General features: G+C 59.0%; 14 protein-coding genes and 2 pseudogenes. 13 read left to right on the plus strand and 3 right to left on the minus strand.

The genetic code is table 11. The features are described from left to right. Positions 1 to 25 precede the first annotated feature (25 nt). Both VE23_RS23925 and VE23_RS23930 read left to right on the plus strand, forming a co-directional pair. The gene (locus VE23_RS23925) at positions 26 to 1,555 is read left to right on the plus strand and encodes a leucyl aminopeptidase (RefSeq protein WP_049869372.1); all 1,530 of its coding nucleotides are present in this window, start codon (positions 26 to 28) and stop codon (positions 1,553 to 1,555) included. A 114-nt stretch (positions 1,556 to 1,669) separates the two neighbouring features. Then, positions 1,670 to 2,632: an aldolase catalytic domain-containing protein gene (locus tag VE23_RS23930; RefSeq protein WP_049869374.1), complete on the plus strand. Its 963-nt coding sequence runs from the start codon at positions 1,670 to 1,672 to the stop codon at positions 2,630 to 2,632. A gap of 221 nt (positions 2,633 to 2,853) precedes the next feature. Here the strand turns inward: VE23_RS23930 and VE23_RS27895 are convergent. Further along, positions 2,854 to 3,152: pseudogene (locus VE23_RS27895) on the minus strand (YdeI/OmpD-associated family protein); the annotation flags it as partial. Positions 3,153 to 3,553: 401 nt separating this feature from the next. Between VE23_RS27895 and VE23_RS23935 the strand changes: the two are divergent. From VE23_RS23935 to VE23_RS27685, 10 genes are all read left to right on the plus strand, one after another. Beyond that, positions 3,554 to 5,209 (plus strand): response regulator, encoded by a 1,656-nt coding sequence (locus VE23_RS23935; protein WP_049869375.1) that lies wholly within the window; start codon positions 3,554 to 3,556, stop codon positions 5,207 to 5,209. Between the two features lie 8 nt (positions 5,210 to 5,217). Next, positions 5,218 to 7,026: a cache domain-containing sensor histidine kinase gene (locus VE23_RS23940; RefSeq protein WP_048744731.1), complete on the plus strand. Its 1,809-nt coding sequence runs from the start codon at positions 5,218 to 5,220 to the stop codon at positions 7,024 to 7,026. After that, a complete protein-coding gene (locus tag VE23_RS23945) occupies positions 7,019 to 7,990 on the plus strand; it encodes a substrate-binding domain-containing protein (protein WP_049869377.1) in 972 nt (323 codons plus the stop codon). The genes VE23_RS23940 and VE23_RS23945 overlap by 8 nt, the downstream gene beginning before the upstream one ends. 120 nt (positions 7,991 to 8,110) lie before the next feature. Next, positions 8,111 to 9,157, plus strand: a complete 1,047-nt coding sequence (locus tag VE23_RS23950) for a galactose ABC transporter substrate-binding protein (protein ID WP_049869379.1) — start codon at positions 8,111 to 8,113, stop codon at positions 9,155 to 9,157. Between the two features lie 237 nt (positions 9,158 to 9,394). After that, entirely contained in the window at positions 9,395 to 10,906 is a 1,512-nt protein-coding gene (locus VE23_RS23955) for a sugar ABC transporter ATP-binding protein (protein ID WP_049869380.1), read from the plus strand. A gap of 31 nt (positions 10,907 to 10,937) precedes the next feature. Next, positions 10,938 to 11,981, plus strand: a complete 1,044-nt coding sequence (gene mglC, locus VE23_RS23960) for a galactose/methyl galactoside ABC transporter permease MglC (RefSeq protein ID WP_048744764.1) — start codon at positions 10,938 to 10,940, stop codon at positions 11,979 to 11,981. 426 nt (positions 11,982 to 12,407) lie between these two features. Further along, positions 12,408 to 13,331, plus strand: a complete 924-nt coding sequence (locus VE23_RS23965; RefSeq protein ID WP_049869382.1) for an amidoligase family protein — start codon at positions 12,408 to 12,410, stop codon at positions 13,329 to 13,331. Positions 13,332 to 13,513: 182 nt separating this feature from the next. Beyond that, positions 13,514 to 13,678: a hypothetical protein gene (locus VE23_RS23970; RefSeq protein WP_157054044.1), complete on the plus strand. Its 165-nt coding sequence runs from the start codon at positions 13,514 to 13,516 to the stop codon at positions 13,676 to 13,678. A gap of 72 nt (positions 13,679 to 13,750) precedes the next feature. Then, on the plus strand, positions 13,751 to 14,359 hold the full coding sequence (locus VE23_RS23975; RefSeq protein WP_048744738.1) for a hypothetical protein: 609 nt from the start codon (positions 13,751 to 13,753) through the stop codon (positions 14,357 to 14,359). A 21-nt stretch (positions 14,360 to 14,380) separates the two neighbouring features. Further along, complete coding sequence (locus VE23_RS27685) at positions 14,381 to 14,506, plus strand: hypothetical protein (RefSeq protein ID WP_021878440.1); 126 nt, start codon at positions 14,381 to 14,383, stop codon at positions 14,504 to 14,506. Between the two features lie 133 nt (positions 14,507 to 14,639). Here VE23_RS27685 and VE23_RS23980 read toward each other — a convergent pair whose 3' ends face one another. Further along, complete coding sequence (locus VE23_RS23980) at positions 14,640 to 14,942, minus strand: hypothetical protein (protein WP_049869386.1); 303 nt, start codon at positions 14,940 to 14,942, stop codon at positions 14,640 to 14,642. 192 nt (positions 14,943 to 15,134) lie between these two features. On the opposite strand from VE23_RS23980, the gene VE23_RS23985 reads away from it, so the two are divergent. Next, positions 15,135 to 16,589, plus strand: coding sequence for a vWA domain-containing protein (locus VE23_RS23985; RefSeq protein ID WP_049869387.1), 1,455 nt, complete (start codon positions 15,135 to 15,137; stop codon positions 16,587 to 16,589). Here VE23_RS23985 and VE23_RS23990 read toward each other — a convergent pair. Next, positions 16,570 to 16,926: pseudogene (locus VE23_RS23990) on the minus strand (ATP-binding cassette domain-containing protein); the annotation flags it as partial. The gene VE23_RS23985 and the pseudogene VE23_RS23990 sit on opposite strands and share 20 nt — an antisense overlap.

Consider the following 16,926-nt stretch of genomic DNA (forward strand, 5'->3'; position numbering starts at 1 on the left):
ACGGGATAGGGAAAGGATGACAACAATGAAAATCAAGTTGAAATATACGGAGCCTCAATCCAACCAGGATTGGGAGCTGATCATTCGGCCGGTGGATGCTGCCGGCCTGCAGGATGAGAACGATGCAACAGCAGCCGGGCAGGAAGAGGATCCGCTCTCCGTTCCGGCCATTCGGCAAGCGGTTCAGGCACTGGCGTCCAAAGGGCTGCTCAAAAGCGGCCAGCCCGGGCAGACGATGCCTCTTCTCGGGCTTCATCCCGCAGGCAGCGCGGCATTCATCGGCTTGTCCTCCGGCACTCTGGATGCGGACGACATCCGCCGCCTCGGAGCGTTGGCTTCCAAGGAAGTCCGCCCCAGCCGCGCCTCTGCCGCAAGGCTGCTCGTAACGGCGCAGCTGTACGGCGGAACAAGCGGCTGCACGACGGCTCAAGCCGGCCAGGCTCTGGCGGAGGGCATCCTGCTCGGGGCCTATGACCGGACCAAAACGACGGGAGCTCCCAAGGAGCAGGCTTCGGCGGAGCTGGCTGTCCATCTTCCAGACGGCGTCGATGCCGATCTGCGGAAGCAGTGGGAAGCGGGCGTCCAACGGGGCATCGTCATGGCCGAAGCGGTCGCCGAGGCCAGGGATCTCGTCCATCTTCCGGCGAATGAGCTGATTCCGGAGGCGCTCGCCGAACATGCGGAACGCCTTGCAGCCGAGTACGGCCTGGACTGCGAAGTCATCGACGAGTGGAGCGCCCACGAGCAGGGCATGGGCGGACTGCTCGCGGTAGGCAAGGGAAGCCAGCATCAGCCGCGAATGATCGTGCTCCATTATGAGGGCGATCCCGGCAGCGAGGAGAAATGGGGCCTCGTCGGCAAAGGGGTCACCTTCGATACGGGCGGATACTCCTTGAAGCGGATCGCGGGAATGGAAGACATGATCATGGATATGGGCGGGGCGGCAGCCGTGCTCGGAGCGATGCGCATCATCGCAATCGAGAAGCCGAAGGTCAACGTGGTGGCGGTCATTCCAGCGGCGGAGAACATGATTTCCGACCGGGCTTTCAAGCCGGGAGACGTCGTGACGATGATGAACGGCATGACGGTGGAAATCGTCAACACCGATGCGGAGGGACGCATCGTGCTGGCGGACGGCCTTACGACAGCGATTCGGCGGGGAGCGACAAAGCTTGTCGATGTCGCGACGCTGACCGGCGCGGTCGTGGCGGCTTACGGCGATATCACCTCCGGCATCATGGGCAACGACGACGAGCTGCTGAGCGGCTTGCAGGAAGCCTCCAAGCGGTCCGGCGAGCGGGTGTGGCCGCTGCCGGCCTATCCGGAGTACCGGAAGCAGCTCGATTCCGAGGCCGCCGACCTGAAGAACAAAGGCGGCAGCTACGCTGCGGCCAGCATCGCCGGCATGTTCATCGGGGCTTTCGCGGAAGAGAAGCCTTGGCTTCACATCGACATCGCCGGTACGGCTTGGATCAGCCGCGCACGAGGCTGGGAAACCAAGGGCGCGACCGGAGTCATGACGCGGACGCTTGCGGAGCTGCTGCTCCGAGGATAGAGACGGACATCACCATGCCGGGATGCCGGCATGCGGGACTCGGTTTGCCTTTGCGTTCTTCACCGTTTTCCCGTATTATAGTAAGAAAGTTTATGATGAAGGAGTTCTGTGCCCATGTCTTCCAAAAACAGCATCAGCAAAATCGTCGACTGCACGGTCCGTGATGGAGGTCTTGTCAATAACTGGTATTTCAGCATTGAGTTTGTGCAAGATTTGTATCGCAGCCTGGATGAGGCCGGCGTTGAATATATGGAGATTGGCTACAAGAATTCGCCCAAGCTGCTCAAGGGTGCCGACTCTGCCGGTCCTTGGCGCTTCCTGAACGATGACTTCCTGCGCAAAGTCATCCCGAACAAAGGGAATACGAAGCTGTCCGCGCTCGTGGACATCGGCCGAGTGGACGAAGCGGATATTCTGCCTCGCGTCGACAGCATGCTGGATCTGATCCGCGTCGCCTGCTACATCCAGGATGTGGACAAGGCACTGGAGCTCGTGTCCTTGTTCCATGAACGCGGCTACGAGACGACGCTCAACATCATGGCGCTGTCGAACGTCATGGAAAATCAGCTGATCGAGGCATTCGAAGCCATCCGCGAGAGCGTCGTCGACGTGGTCTACGTCGTCGACTCGTACGGCAGCCTCAAGCCGAACGACATGGCTTACCTGATCGACAAATTCAAGCAGCATTTGCCGAACAAGAAGCTGGGCGTGCATACGCACAACAATCAGCAGCTTGCTTTTGCCAATACGCTGCTCGCTGTCGACAAAGGCGTGGAATTCCTCGACACCTCCGTATACGGCATGGGCCGCGCCGCCGGCAACTGCAACACGGAGCTCCTCGTATCGCATCTTCCGAATACGAAGTACGAAGTGCGCCCCGTGCTCGAAATGATCGAGAAGCACATGATTCCTCTTCGCGAGAAGGAAGAATGGGGCTACATCATGCCGTACATGATCACCGGCCTGCTCGACGAGCATCCGCGTTCCGCGATGGCGCTGCGCAGCTCCGACAACAAGGACAACATCGTCGATTTCTACGATCAGCTTACAACGCCGGAGATTCTTCATTCCAAGTAATCTCCCGGCAGGGCATGCGATTCTGGTGATTGTCGAGCCGGAATGGCTGACCGCGATGGATGGGCCAATGATTTGCAGGTACAGCCCGCTTGTGCTTTCATGACGAAAGCGCAGGCGGGCTTTTTCTATGATATCTTTTGCGCAAGAAGGGAGCTTCTGCAATGTGTGGGCTCTCTAATGCAAGAAGCATACTCCAGCGCATCTTTAATCAACCCGCAGCTTCCATGATCATGCCAATGACCGTACCTTTTGTTTTGTCTCGCGCAGGCTATGAATTTGTCCAATCTGTCCTTGAACGATTCGGACTGATTTTTTGGCTCTGTGTCGTATCGATTCGAACCCGCCTGAAATTCTCATATGCCTGTTTATCCTCCTTTAGCCGCTGCTCCATCTCCGTATCTATCCGAAAAGAGTCAGGGTCCACATCGGGAAGAGCCTTTCTTCCCTCGTCTCTCATCAACCCCAGCTTTGCGAGGCGGCGAACACGTTCGTTGTTCAGTTCCGTCCATGAGCTTTTCCTGAAGCCAGATTCTCAACTCTTCTCTCGAATTTATTTGAACGGGATTTTCAATTTCCATACAATAAACTCCTTCGACTGTTCATTGATTTGGATTTTATTCCTATAGGTATTAAAAAAGATCGAGGACAACAGTCTGTCATGCATCCGTATAAACTCCCGAAAATACCGCCGAGTTCGGCAAACCGGCAAATCTAAAGCGGGTCCAAGCCCGTTCCGCAACTTTAGTCCGAGTCAGAGGGAGCCTTCTGTATGGAAGCGTTCCCGCCCGACGAAAAAGAGGAGATTTACAGCCGCGGCATAACCTGATATCTTGATGAAGCTTCCCACGGGAAGCTTGCAAAAGCAAAATGAGAGCGGCTTCATGACCTAAGGCGAGCCGCTTGCCATAAGGAGGAATCGGGATGTACCGCGTATTGCTGGCCGATGACGAAGCCGACGTGAGGGAAGGCCTGCTGAGCGAGATCGATTGGGAAGCCTGCGGATTCACCGTAGCGGGCACAGCCGAGAACGGCCTGGAAGCGCTTGAGCTTGCCCAGCGCCTGGAGCCTGATGTCGTCATTACAGATATTCGGATGCCGTTCGTCGACGGGATGGAGCTGGTCCGCAGGCTGAAGGCCGAATCGCCTCTTGTCAAAACGGTCATCCTGACCGGCTACGACGAGTTCGATTATGCCCGGCAAGCCGTCTCTCTCAGCGTGGACGAATATTTGCTCAAGCCGTTCTCGGCTGCGAGCCTGACCGAGCTGCTGCATAAGCTGCAAACGCGCATGGAGCTTGAAATCGCAGAGCGGGAGGACATGCGCAAGCTCAAGGAGCATTATCATACGAGCCTTCCCCTGCTGAAGGCCAACTTCCTTTCCTCCCTGCTGCATCGAAAGCTTCCGGAGCCGGTCATCCGGGATAAGGCCCGCCATTACGGCTTGAGCCTGGAAGGAGAGGGTTGCTCCGTTTCGGTCATCAGTCTGGACAGCGCCGCAGCGGAGGCGGAGCTGCCTGCTCAGGCGGTCCAATCGCTGCGAACTTCTCCTGATGTCGATCTCAAGCTGTTCGCCGTGCTCAATATTGCCGGGGAAATATGGGAGGGCAGGGAATTCGGAACGGCGTTCATCCATCAGGACCATGTCGTTCTGCTTGGCTTCGGCAAGACGGACGAGTCCTGGAAGGAGAGGCTGCAAAACGCTCTGGAGCATATCGTCCGCAGCGTCGAGCATTATTTGCGCATGCCTGTCACGATCGGCTCCGGAGCGGCCAAGGGCGGGCTGAGCGGCATCAAGTCATCGTACGACGAGGCTCTGCTCGCGCTGGATTACCGGCTCGTTCCCGGCACCGGCCGAATTCTGTTCATCGAGGATGTGGAGAGGCGAGGCTCCTCTCCTCTGCTGCTCGATGAGCTGCGGCAGCAGGCTCTGTCCCGCTGCCTGAAGGTCGGAACCCCGGAGGAGCTGGAAACGGTCCTTGAGACGATCTTCGGAGAGATCAGGGCGGAGCATGCTTCGAGCGGCATCCAGCTCTACTTGAGCGAGGTGCTGACGACGGTCTGGCGTACCGCCCAGTCCTCCGACGTCGACATGGAGGATGTGCTCGGCGCCGGCTTCCAGCCCTATGCCGAGCTCGTCCGGATGACCGGGCTGGCCGAAGCCCGCCGCTGGATAACGGAGATGTGCGGGGCCGTCATGGGCAAAATCGCCGGGAAGCGGCAGCATGCCTACCGCGATCTGATCGAAGAGGCGATGTCCTTTACACGGGAACGCATTCATGACTCGGATCTGTCGATTCCGATGGTATGCTCCCATCTTCATATCAGCGCCGGCTATTTCTGCGGCTTGTTCAAGAAGGAGGTCAAGCTGACCTTCCTCCAATACGTCATGCAGCTTCGCATGGAAAGGGCGCAGGAGCTGCTTCGGACGACGGAGCTCAAAGCGTTCGAGATCGCCGAGCGCATCGGCTTCTCCGAGCCGAATTACTTCAGCTTCTGCTTCAAGAAACATACCGGCAGCACGCCGAAGGAATACCGGAGCCGGATGAAGGACGTCAGTCCGTCCGGACAGGAAGGATGAGGGGCGGAATGTTCCGGCTGGAAATGCCGGGCTGGATCAAGCAGAAGCTGCGGAAATCGCGGGTGAGCAGCATCCAGTCCATCGTCATCTGGTCCTTCTCCATCATGATCGTGGTCGCGATTACGACCGTAGCCGTCCTTCTCCACGAGAAATTTTCGGCTTCCACCGAGCGGAGCGCCTTTCTTGCCGCCAGGCAGACGGTCGACCAGGTCAGCTACAACCTGGAGGACTATATCAGCGGCATGGCCGGTTTTTACAGAGCCATCGAGGTCAACATGCTGAAGAACGGCGAATGGGACGGCCAGCAGGTGGACAAGCAGCTGGACACGCTGATGGGCAGCCGCGACGACATCGTCTCGATCACGCTGTTCGACAGCGGCGGCAAGCTGCTCAAGAACCGTCCTGCAGCCGCCCTCAGGCCGAGCGCCAACGCGACCGGCCAGGGATGGTTCCAGGCGGCGGTCCGGGTGCCGGATCATCTCAGCTTTTCGCTCCCCCATATCCAGAATTTATACAAAGGCTCCTACCAGTGGGTCGTATCCATGAGCAAGCGGATCACCGTCGTCCGCGACGGCCGGCCGCAGGAGGTGATCCTGCTCGTGGACATGAACTTCAAGCAGATCGACGAGCTGTGCAGCCGGATCAGCCTCGGTCATCGCGGTTATGCCTATATCATCGACGAAGGCGCAGGCAACATCGTCTACCATCCCCAGCAGCAGCTCATCTATATGGGGCTCAAAAGCGAGAATGTCGAGCAGGCGCTCGTCGCTTCTTCGGACTATGTGGAGGACATGAACGGGAACAAGCGTCTCATTACCGTCAAATCCGTCGCCAATATCGGCTGGAAAATCATCGGGGTTTCGTACATGGACGATATCCTGACGAGCCGCGAGGAGGTCAACCGCTATCTCGTCCGCGTCGTGGCCGGCGTTCTCGTGCTTGTCGTGCTCGTCAGCATGCTGCTCGCGATGTCCATCGTCCGTCCCATCAAGCGCATGGAGCGGACGATGCGGGCCGTGGAGAGGGGCAACTTCGACGTGGAGCTGCCGGTCGAGGGGCCGCTTGAGGTGGAGCGGCTGTCTCGCCGGTTCAACCTGATGATCCATAAGATCCGCCAGCTGATGAAGCAGATCGTCCAGGAGCAGGAATCGAAGCGTAAGCATGAGCTGGAAGCGCTGCAAGCCCAGATCAATCCCCATTTCCTGTACAATACGCTGAACTCCGTCGTCCGCATGGCCGCGATGAGCCGGGGAGAAGAGGTCGTCACGATGATCACCTCGCTCTCCAAGCTGTTCCGGATCAGCCTGAGCAAAGGGCAGAATGTCATTTCGGCCCGCGACGAGCTTGAGCACGCCCATCATTATCTGGTCATCCAGCAGATGCGCTTCGGACGCAAGTTCCGGTTCTCCATTACCGCTACCGAGGAAGCGGAAGCCTGCATGACGCCGAAAATCGTGCTCCAGCCCTTGATCGAGAACGCGATCGAGCATGGACTGGAATATTCCGTGGAGGAGGGAACGATCGACATCTCCGCGGACGTCGTGGACGGGATGCTCGTGTTCCGGATCGAGGACAACGGAGCCGGGATGGATTCCGTCAAGGCAGCCCTGCTGCTGCACGGAGCTTCCGTGCCGGATGCGGGGCGCGAGCCTTCGGCGACGGGCAAAGGCTCCGGAGTGGCGGTGAGGAACATCCATGACCGCATCCGGCTTTATTACGGAGCGCCGTACGGCCTGGAATTCAAGAGCGAGCTGGAGGAAGGAACGGTCGTATGGGTCCGGATGCCGGCGATCAAGGAGGTCGATGACCATGAATAGACGTTTGGCCGCGGCGTGCGGATGGCTGTCTCTGCTCTTGCTGGCCGCTGCCGCCTCGGGATGCGCGGGCGCCGCAAGCAAGGAGAAGCCTGCCGAAGCGCAGATCGCGCTCATCGCTCCGCAGAGAAGCGGGGCGCTTGCCGATTCCATCCGGCTTGGGGCGGAGGCGGCGGCGAAGGAATACGGCAGCCAGCTCCTCTATATGGACGCCAACGTCAGCGACTCCGGCGAGGAGGGCCAGCTCAAGGCTGCGCAAAGGGCGATCGCCCTAGGCGCGTCGGTCCTTCTGCTTGACCCCGACAGCGAGCAGCAGCTCCGGCTCATTGCCGCGGAAGCGGGCAAGGCGGGGGCATCGGTCGTGACGCTGAACGACACCTACCCGGTCGAGGGGGTCGCGAGCAGCATATCGATCAACAACAGAGAAGCGGGAAGGATGGCCGGCGAGGCGATGGCGGAGCTGCTGCATGGCAAAGGAATCGTTTCGCTGCTCGGCTCGGATTCCGCGGCTCCGGGATATGAGCAGCGGGAGCTGGGGGTCGTGGAGGCTTTGGGGAGACACAAAGAAATTACGGTGCATACCGGCTATTCCTGCGGAAGCTCCCCGGACGGCTGCGCCGAAGCGGCGCGCCTGCTGATGGAGCAGGCTGACGGCGTAGTCGCCCTGCAGGAGCAGGGAGTGCTCAGCACCGCGCAGGAAACCGTGAAGCGGGGGCTGTCCAGCCGCGTCAAGATCGTCGGCTTCGGCAGCGAGGTTCCTCAGCTGGAGCTGCTTCAGGACGGAATCATCGACATTCTCGTCGTGCAGAGCGGCTTCAACGCCGGGTATCTCGGCATGCAGCAGGCGCATGAGCTGCTGGAAGGCGGCCATGCCGACCGCACCGTCACGCTGGATACGAAGGTCGTGAATCCGGACAGCATGTTCTGGATGGACAATCAGAAGCTTCTGTTCCCTTTCGTAAAGTGAAAGGAGGATCCGAGCCGAATCACATGAAGATTTTGATAAAACAGATGAAAATCTTCTATTCGAATCTTCTGCAAACCCTTTCATAATAAAGAGGAGAACAGAACCGGGAGGTCAAAGGATATGAAAAAAAGAGCGACATTGGCCATAGTGATGGCGGCGGTCATGGTTACGGCTGCGGGCTGTGGCTCCAACAACAACGGCGGCAGCGACGCCGGAAGCGGCAACGGCGGCGGCGACAAGCCGAAAATCGGCGTGGCGATCTATAAGTTCGACGATACCTTCATGACAGGCGTCCGGAATGCGATGACGAACGCGGCCAAGGACAAGGCGGAGCTGGATATCGTCGACAGCCAGAATGCCCAGGCGACGCAGAACGATAAAGTGGATCTGTTCATTTCCAAGAAATACAAGGCTCTGGCGATCAATCCGGTTGACCGCACGGCAGCCGGCGTCATCATCGACAAAGCCAAGCCGGCCAACATCCCGGTCGTCTTCCTGAACCGGGAGCCGGTCGCCGAAGACATGAACAAATGGGATAAAGTCTACTACGTCGGCGCCAAAGCCGAGGAATCGGGCACGCTGGAAGGCCAGCTCATCGTCGACTACTGGAAAGCCCATCCGGAAGCGGACAAGAACAAGGACGGCATTCTGCAGTATGTCATGCTGCAGGGCGAGCCGGGGCATCAGGATGCCGAGCTGCGCACGAAGTACTCCATCCAGGCGATCGAGGACGCAGGCATCAAGGTCGAGAAGCTGGAGCAGGATACGGCGATGTGGGACCGCACCAAAGGCCAGGATAAGATGCAGACTTGGCTCGCAGCCCGCGGCGACAAAATCGAAGCGGTTCTCGCGAACAATGACGACATGGCCTTGGGCGCGATCGAAGCCCTCAAGGCAGGCGGCTACTTCACAGGCAGCAAGTTCATGCCGGTCGTAGGCGTGGATGCGACGGCCCCGGCCATTCAGGCGCTGCAGGACGGCACTTTGCTCGGCACGGTGCTCAACGACGCCAAAAACCAGGGCGCGGCTACGGTTGCGCTGGCGACGGCATTGGCCAAAGGCGAGACGCCTACGAAGGACAATACGGGCTACGACATTACGGACGGCAAATACGTCTGGATCGCCTACAAAAAGATCACCAAGGACAATGTAGCCGACGCTCAGTAATTCTGAGTCTCCATGCAGGAAATAGAAACGCGAAGGGCTCGCGGCTTGAACAAGCGGGCCCTTTTGCTCTCTTGACGGGAGCCTGTCCCCGAGCGGCGATTCGGTCAGGCGATGAAATCGTCCTTTGCCGTCTTGCAGACGGCGGAGCCGTTCGACGCGTTCGCAGCCATGGCAGGCTGGAAATGGCCGGGCTGTGGCCCGCGCCAGAACCTAGAACGTAATCAAGGAGGTGCAGCGATGATCAGCTCACCCTATTTGCTCGAAATGAGAGGCATATCCAAAGCCTTCCCCGGCGTGCAGGCGCTCGACAAGGTCAATCTCAAGGTTCGGCCCGGCACAGTGCATGCGCTGATGGGAGAGAACGGAGCCGGCAAATCCACCCTGATGAAATGTCTGTTCGGCATCTACAAGCCGGATGAAGGAGAAATTCTCCTCGGCGGCGAGAGGGTGGATATTCCCAACTCCAAAGCTGCTCTCTCGCACGGAGTGTCCATGATCCACCAGGAGCTCCATCCCGTTCCGCATCGCAACGTCATGGAAAATATTTGGCTGGGCCGTTTTCCGATGCACTGGCTCATGTTCGTGGACCACAGGCGCATGCTGAGCGACACGAAAGAGCTGCTGCAGGATTTGAACCTGGACATCGACCCCCATGAGTTGACCGGGTCGCTGTCCGTATCCAAAATCCAGTCGCTGGAAATCGCGAAAGCCGTCTCCTTCCATTCCAAGGTCATCGTCATGGACGAGCCGACCTCTTCCTTGACGGGCAACGAAGTCGAGCAGCTGTTCGAAATCATCCACAAGCTGAGGAGCCGCGGCGTTTCCATCATTTATATCTCGCATAAAATGGAGGAAATTTTGCGGATCTCGGATGAAGTCACCATTATGAGGGACGGCAAATACGTCGGCACCTGGGATGCCGAGGAACTGACGACGGATCTGATCATCAGCCGCATGGTGGGCCGCGATTTGAGCGAGCGGTTCCCGGAGCGGTCGAATACGCCATCGTCGGTCATTTTGAAGGCCGAGGGGCTGACCTCCTCCAATCCGATGTCTTTCAAGGATGTAAGCTTTGAGCTGCGCCGAGGGGAAATCCTCGGAGTCGGAGGCCTGGTCGGCGCCCAGCGCACGGAGCTGATCGAAGCGTTGTTCGGCCTGCGGCATCTCAAGACGGGCACGATCTCCATCGACGGCAAGAAAGTAGCCATCAAATCGCCGGCTGACGCCAAAAAGCATAAAATCGCGCTCCTCACCGAAGAGCGCCGCACGACCGGCATTTTCCCGGTGCTATCCGTCTATGAGAACACGATTGTCGCCAACATGGGGCGCTACCGCAACGCCTTCGGCCTCATCGACGAGAAGAAGGGACGCAGGGAGGCGGCTGAGAATGTCGCCCGATTCCGTACGAAAACACCGAACGTGGACACGCAGATCCGCAACCTGTCCGGCGGCAACCAGCAGAAGGTGCTGCTCGCCAGATGGCTGCTTACCGATCCGGATATCCTGCTGCTCGATGAGCCTACCCGCGGCATCGACGTCGGGGCCAAATTCGAAATCTACACGATCATCGCCGAGCTCGCGAAGCAGGGCCGCAGCATTATCATGATCTCCTCGGAGATGCCGGAGCTGCTCGGCATGTCGGACCGGATCATGGTCATGAGCGAGGGCCGGATGACCGGCATTCTCGACGGCCGCAAGGCAACGGAGCAGGAAATCATGCGCCTCGCCGCGCAGCAGCGGATGGCTTAGCAGAAAGGAATGAACGACTATGAGCACGCAAATGAATACTCCAGCCAAGAAACCGGCCGGCCGGGCCGTCCTTGACTACCTGAAATATCTCGTCACGCAGAGAGCGATCTTCCTCGTCCTGATTCTGCTGGTCGTGGCGATCGCGATCATGGACCCGAACTTCCTCGCCTACTCGACTCTGCGGGATATTCTGCAGCAGAATTCCACCCGGGCGATCATCGCTCTTGGAGCAGGCTTCATCCTCATTACAGGCGGCACCGACTTGTCGGCGGGACGGGTCGTCGGCCTCACGGCTGTCGTCTCGGCATCCATGCTGCAGATGGACAAATACGCGAGCAAGTTCTATCCCGACCTGCATGAAATTTGGATCGGCTGGCCGATTCTCATCGGCATCCTGGCCGGCGTGCTCGTCGGCTGCGTCAACGGCTTCATCATCGCCAAGCTGAAGGTGCCTCCGTTCATCGCTACCCTCGGCACCATGGTGGCGGTGTATGGACTCAACTCGCTGTATTTCGACAGCGATCCCAACAACTCGCAGCCTATCGCCGGCTTGCGGGATGACTTCAAGAAGCTAGGCTCGGGTTATATCGACTTCGGAGGCGGCTACACGCTGCCGTATATTGTCCTGATCGCCATCGGAATCGGCATCGTCTGCTGGATTCTGTTCAACAAAACACGGCTGGGCAAAAACATGTACGCCATCGGCGGCAACGTCCAAGCCGCACATGTATCGGGCATCAACGTTGCCCGCAATCTGATTTTCATTTATGCGATCGCCGGAGCCTTGTATGGCGTAGGCGGAGTCCTTGAGGCTGCCCGCACCGGCGGAGCGACGAACAACACCGGCAACATGTACGAGCTGGACGCCATCGCGGCCTGCGTCGTCGGCGGCGTTTCGACGGCCGGCGGCATCGGCACCGTGCCGGGCATCATGGCCGGCGTCCTCATCTTCGGCGTCATCAACTACGGCCTCACGTTCATCGGCGTCAGCCCCTATTGGCAGCTGATCATCAAGGGGCTGATCATCGTCGCGGCGGTCGCTTTCGACATCCGCAAGTATGTAGCGAAACGCTAATCGGAATTCCGGCGTAGAGAAACGGGAGACGGCAGCCAAGCGGCTGCCGTTTTCGATTATGGAGATCAATAGAGGTCAGCCTCTCCAAAGAATCAGGCTTCGACGAAAATGGCGATGGCCACTTACAGTACCTCGGATGGTATAATAAGGTAAAAGCATGCTGGAACCCTGGTGACAAGGAAGAAAAAATGAACTTTTTCGGCGGCGGCGAAAAAACACGAGGGTTTGAATCGGAAGGCAAAGAATCCTTTAAGGGACAACGATCTTCACAAACGGCTGAGAAGCTCGATAAAGAAGAAAGAATGCTTCTTCATGCAGGCAGGAGGTGCGATCGATGATGAGAGACAAAATTCCTCGTTAATCTCGAGGCCCGCCTTCCTATTTGGTTCTCTTATTTGCCGGAGGATCAAAAAAAGGAGGAGAAGCATGACAACGGACTTGGAAAACCAGTGGAAAGAGCTGCGTTTTGGAGTTGAAATCGAATTTATCGGAGGCAGGCCGCAGGAGCTGGAGCTGCTGCCGGGCTGGATCATGTCGCTGGACGAGAAGCAGATCGACGAGACCGGCATGAAGTCGGGCAGCGAGCTGAAGCCGCCGCCGCTGCGCTGGGAGGACCGCGGCCAGCTCCGCATCATGCTGGATCGGCTGGCCGCTCAAGGCGCCGCCGCGAACTGGAGCTGCGGACTCCATGTGCATGTGGAGCTGGCTGCATACGGCGAGAGCATCCTGCTGCCTCTTCTTGAAGCGGCGCTGCGATGCCAGGATGCGCTTGCCAGGCTGCTTGGGTCGAGTCCGCATCGAAGGCTGTACTGCCCGCCTGTCGCGAAGGCCATGGCCGAAGCATTCCGATCCAGCCATGATCCGCTAGCCGTCAGGCATTTCGGCAGGCCGCAGTCGCATCGCTGCGGCATTAATATCCAGCCCTGGTTCGACATCGGAACGGTCGAGATCCGTTATGCCAACGGCTCTCTTGATTATGGGGAGATCATGCGCACGGTGGAGCTCTGCCTGCGTTTCGTCGCAGCCGTAGGAGCCGGAGCCGCTCTGCCGGATAATCCCGAGGGGCTGGCAGCCGCGCTGAACGCGCCGTTTGGCGGATATCCTCCTCCTATCGAGCCGCCGCGCTGGTTCAAGGAGAGAATGTGGCTGGAGGAAGCCATGATTCCCGTATTCACGCCTTTGATCGCCATGCTGGCGCCAGAGGCGGAGCTGCACCACATCCTTCCCGTACCGGACGGACTGAGAACGGTCATTGAATTTCCGGGAGGAGAGCAATGGGAATATGATTGGCGCCCCACGGCTTCGGGATGGGAAAGATTCCATCCAAATGAAAGAATCCAAATCCGATAGATTTCGATAAAATTGATTCAATTCGAGAATGCAGACGCCTAGCAGCATGGGAGGGACGGAAAATCAAGGCTCGTCATCTGGGGTATCTATTCATCATTCTGCTGTTGATGGCGGCTTTTACCGTACCGTCGGATGATGATTATCATCGTTACTTGAGCCAGGAGCATGGAGTCAAATGCCTGGTGTATGATCCGGAGTGCCTGCCGGGCTCCAAAAAATCCAGTACGGAGCAGATCGGCAACTACATTGCGTACATGCAAGCGCGGACGCAGCTCGAAGACGGCGGCGAGATCAGCGTTGTAGGCATTTTCGGCCATTTTTTCGTTCTCGAGAATAACTTGAATTAGATCGATGGATCATCCGCTTCCGGGCTATGCGGATGCGGCTTCAATTCAAGGACGAAAAAGGAGCGATTGAATATGGACATCGGCAAGAGGAAGGAAGAGCTGGCATCGACATGGAAAGAGCTGCGCGGCCAGCGCAGCCGGCTTCCGCTAGCTCCGGACGGAGCCGGGGGCAGCGGCGAGCTGGAACGCCTGCTTGATCGCGCCGAGGCGGAGCTGCTCGAACCGGAGGCCGCCGAAACCGGCGGAGAGGAACGGCTGCGCCTGCTGGCGCTTGTGTCCGGCCTGCATCTGTGGAACGGCAGCCTGGATCGCTCCCATGAGCTGGCGCAGAATCTGGATACGACCGAAGGAAGCTATCTGCACGGGATGATGCACCGGATGGAAGGGGATTACGGCAACGCGAACTATTGGTTTCGTGTGGCCGGAGGCCATCCCGACGCGCAGCGGCTGCAGGCGGAGGCAATCAAGCTGGCTGACGGAGGCGGCATCGCGGATGAAGCGCTTGTCCGCAAGCTGAAGAGGGGCGCGGAATGGAATGCAGCCCTGTTGACGGATTTATCGGCGGCTTCGTCGCTGACCGGCCACGCCAGTCCCGAGACGCAGCTGCTGGAGCAGCTTCAGGCGCTGGAGCTGTCGGCCTTGCTGGACCGTCTGGCCGGGATTGGGAGCAGGTTGGCATAAGCTTGCAGGGGAGGAAAAGAGATGTATTCGACCGGGCAAATAATCTCTACGGTGGTCATGCTGATTGTGTTGTATTGGCCGGTATATAAGCTGACCCGAAGAGTGAGGGAGCTGGAGGACAAGGTCAGCGAGCTGGAACAGCGCTGAGCACGATTCTTAATCCCTGCCTCCCTGGATTCTCGTATCTAGGCTAATCCGAAGCGACGATCCGCACGGATACGCCGCTGCATTTAGTTCAGCAGGGCAGGCATTAAAGGGCATCTGGCCTGCCCCATGAATTCTACAGTCCTCGAAGCTCACCATCCCCGCGCAGAGCGGCGGCATGGTGGGCTTTGTTGGCATGGAAGTAGGCCCGGCCCTGGAGCGCCCTGCCGTCGGTTGTCCGTGCGATCAGGCTGATCTGGATATCGGCGGCTGTATAGAAATAATCGAGCAGCTCCTCGTCCCGGATTCCATTCACATCGACATACCAAAGGCGGGATCCAGCCTCCGTCACGACGACCAGATCGGCCGATTCCATGTTCAGGCGGCGTGTCCATTCCCCATGTTCAATCTCAAGCGTCAGCAGCCGGTAGGTTTCCATTGCGCATTCTCTCCTAGAAATGGATTCAGGTGCAGGTTTGTTTTTTCAGGATGGACCCGCGATTAGATCTGTTTCCGATTGTAAGGACGGACAGTCCGCATTGCAACCTTTTGGCTGCCCGGGGCGTCTGGACGAAAACAGCGGATATGGATGGAGAATCCAATTGTTTGCTGAGCTTTGGGGGGATTCACGATGCGGCTGAAGAGAGAAAAACGCGCGAAAGGCAGCATGGCGGCAGGGCTTGCCGTCCTGATCCTGCTGGCCGGATGCTCTTCGGAGGCCGGCGGGGAACGGCACGGGATATCCGCAGATACCGGCTCCCATAGCCGTGCGCCTGCGGCAGTAAGCGGCGATGCAGCCTCTCAGGCAATGGCTTCTTCAGCCGGAGAGGGAGCCATGGACAACGGACCTTCGAAGAAATCCAAAGGTTCCAAGGACATAAGCATCGCCCAGTCGGAGATGGGCGAAAGCCTTCCGGCAGAAAACAAAAAAAGCAATCCCGAGCCGCAGCCGGGCATGCTGACGGCCGGCGAATGGAATGATCATGCGGCTTGGAGCAAGTGGAAGGACCTGAGCAGCGGCGGAGAAGGGAGCGGATACATCCGGCTCTGGGGATTCGATACCCGCTATCGGATGGTCGTCAGCGTCACACGGGACGGCTCGCCGGCCGTCGACGTTCCGGTCAGGCTCCAATGCGGACAGGATGACGGCTGGTCGGCCCGGACGGACAATACGGGCAGAGCGTATCTGTTCGCGGCGCTGGCGTCTTCCCGGGACTTGATCGGGCGGGAGGGCTTCGGGGATGAACCGGCCGCTCCGCAAGGCACAGGCGAATTGGAAGACAATGGCCAGTCCAATGGCGGCTTCTCGCCGGAAGCTTCCTCCTGCCGGGTCAAGGCTTCTCCGGATGGCGGCAGTCCGGCGTCCCGGACGCTGGAGCAATCGGACTGGAAAGCCGGGACGGCGGCGATCAGCCTGGACGGAAGCGGCACGCAGCCGTCCGAGGTGCTCGATCTCATGCTCATGGTCGATGCGACCGGCTCGATGGCCGACGAGCTGAAGTATTTGTCGGAAGAGCTGAGCAACGTCGTCCGTCAGGTGAAAAAGAAAAACGGGCAAACCCTCGAAATCAGGGTAAGCCCGAATTTTTACCGGGACCGGCATGATGAATACGTCGTGAGGCCGTTCCCGTTCACGACCGATGTCGTCGAGGCTCAGGGACGCATCGCGGCCCAGGAAGCGGACGGCGGCCAGGACTACCCGGAGGCAGTGGACGAGGCGTTGGAGAACGCCGTCTCCGGCCACGATTGGAGCAAGAGCGCGAGGGCGCGCCTGCTTCTGCTCGTGCTCGACGCTCCGCCGCATCGGGAACAAGCGGCGGCGGAGCGGATCCGCCTGATGGCGGCCGAGGCGGCGAAGCAAGGCATCCGCATCATTCCGGTCGCCGCCAGCGGGGCGGATCTGGAGACGGAGATGCTCATGCGCACGCTTGCCGTCGCGACCGGAGGATCCTATGTGTTTCTGACGGACGACAGCGGCATCGGCGACAGCCACAAGAAGCCGGAGGGCGCCACCCCGCAGATCATGCCGCTCAACGATCTGCTTGCGGATCTGATCGGCCGTTACGTCAGCGCCTCGATCGGATGAAATACGCATCCTCCAGAGTCGGCTCCATGGCCTCGAACTCCGGTCCGGGGGATTCCGCGGATATGATGCGGACCCGGCGGCAATTTCCTTCGGGTCGTACCTGAAGCATCGATTCCGCAGGCAGCAAGGCATAGCGGGAGGCATCGACCGTGCCTTGCCAGACCGAGAGGGGAAGCCCTCCGGTCCATTCGCGGGCGGAGCCGAGAAATCCCGGCCTGCCTTCATGAAGCCACAGCACGCGGGTAGCCCAGGCTTCCCATTCGTTCAGCTCATGCGAGGACACGACGACCGTTCTCTTGCGGGCATACAAGGCAAGAAAACGAATGAAGCGCAGCCT

It is taken from the genome of Paenibacillus sp. D9 (genome assembly GCF_001188365.1).
In the GTDB taxonomy this organism is placed as follows: Bacteria; Bacillota; Bacilli; order Paenibacillales; family Paenibacillaceae; genus Paenibacillus_O; species Paenibacillus_O humicus.

Coding starts and splice junctions, on each gene's coding strand:
- VE23_RS23925 (WP_049869372.1), top strand. CDS start 26: ATGAAAATCAAGTTGAAATATACGGAGCCTCAATCCAACCAGGATTGG.
- VE23_RS23930 (WP_049869374.1), top strand. CDS start 1,670: ATGTCTTCCAAAAACAGCATCAGCAAAATCGTCGACTGCACGGTCCGT.
- VE23_RS23935 (WP_049869375.1), top strand. CDS start 3,554: ATGTACCGCGTATTGCTGGCCGATGACGAAGCCGACGTGAGGGAAGGC.
- VE23_RS23940 (WP_048744731.1), top strand. CDS start 5,218: ATGTTCCGGCTGGAAATGCCGGGCTGGATCAAGCAGAAGCTGCGGAAA.
- VE23_RS23945 (WP_049869377.1), top strand. CDS start 7,019: ATGAATAGACGTTTGGCCGCGGCGTGCGGATGGCTGTCTCTGCTCTTG.
- VE23_RS23950 (WP_049869379.1), top strand. CDS start 8,111: ATGAAAAAAAGAGCGACATTGGCCATAGTGATGGCGGCGGTCATGGTT.
- VE23_RS23955 (WP_049869380.1), top strand. CDS start 9,395: ATGATCAGCTCACCCTATTTGCTCGAAATGAGAGGCATATCCAAAGCC.
- mglC (WP_048744764.1), top strand. CDS start 10,938: ATGAATACTCCAGCCAAGAAACCGGCCGGCCGGGCCGTCCTTGACTAC.
- VE23_RS23965 (WP_049869382.1), top strand. CDS start 12,408: ATGACAACGGACTTGGAAAACCAGTGGAAAGAGCTGCGTTTTGGAGTT.
- VE23_RS23975 (WP_048744738.1), top strand. CDS start 13,751: ATGGACATCGGCAAGAGGAAGGAAGAGCTGGCATCGACATGGAAAGAG.
- VE23_RS27685 (WP_021878440.1), top strand. CDS start 14,381: ATGTATTCGACCGGGCAAATAATCTCTACGGTGGTCATGCTGATTGTG.
- VE23_RS23980 (WP_049869386.1), bottom strand. CDS start 14,942: ATGGAAACCTACCGGCTGCTGACGCTTGAGATTGAACATGGGGAATGG.
- VE23_RS23985 (WP_049869387.1), top strand. CDS start 15,135: ATGCGGCTGAAGAGAGAAAAACGCGCGAAAGGCAGCATGGCGGCAGGG.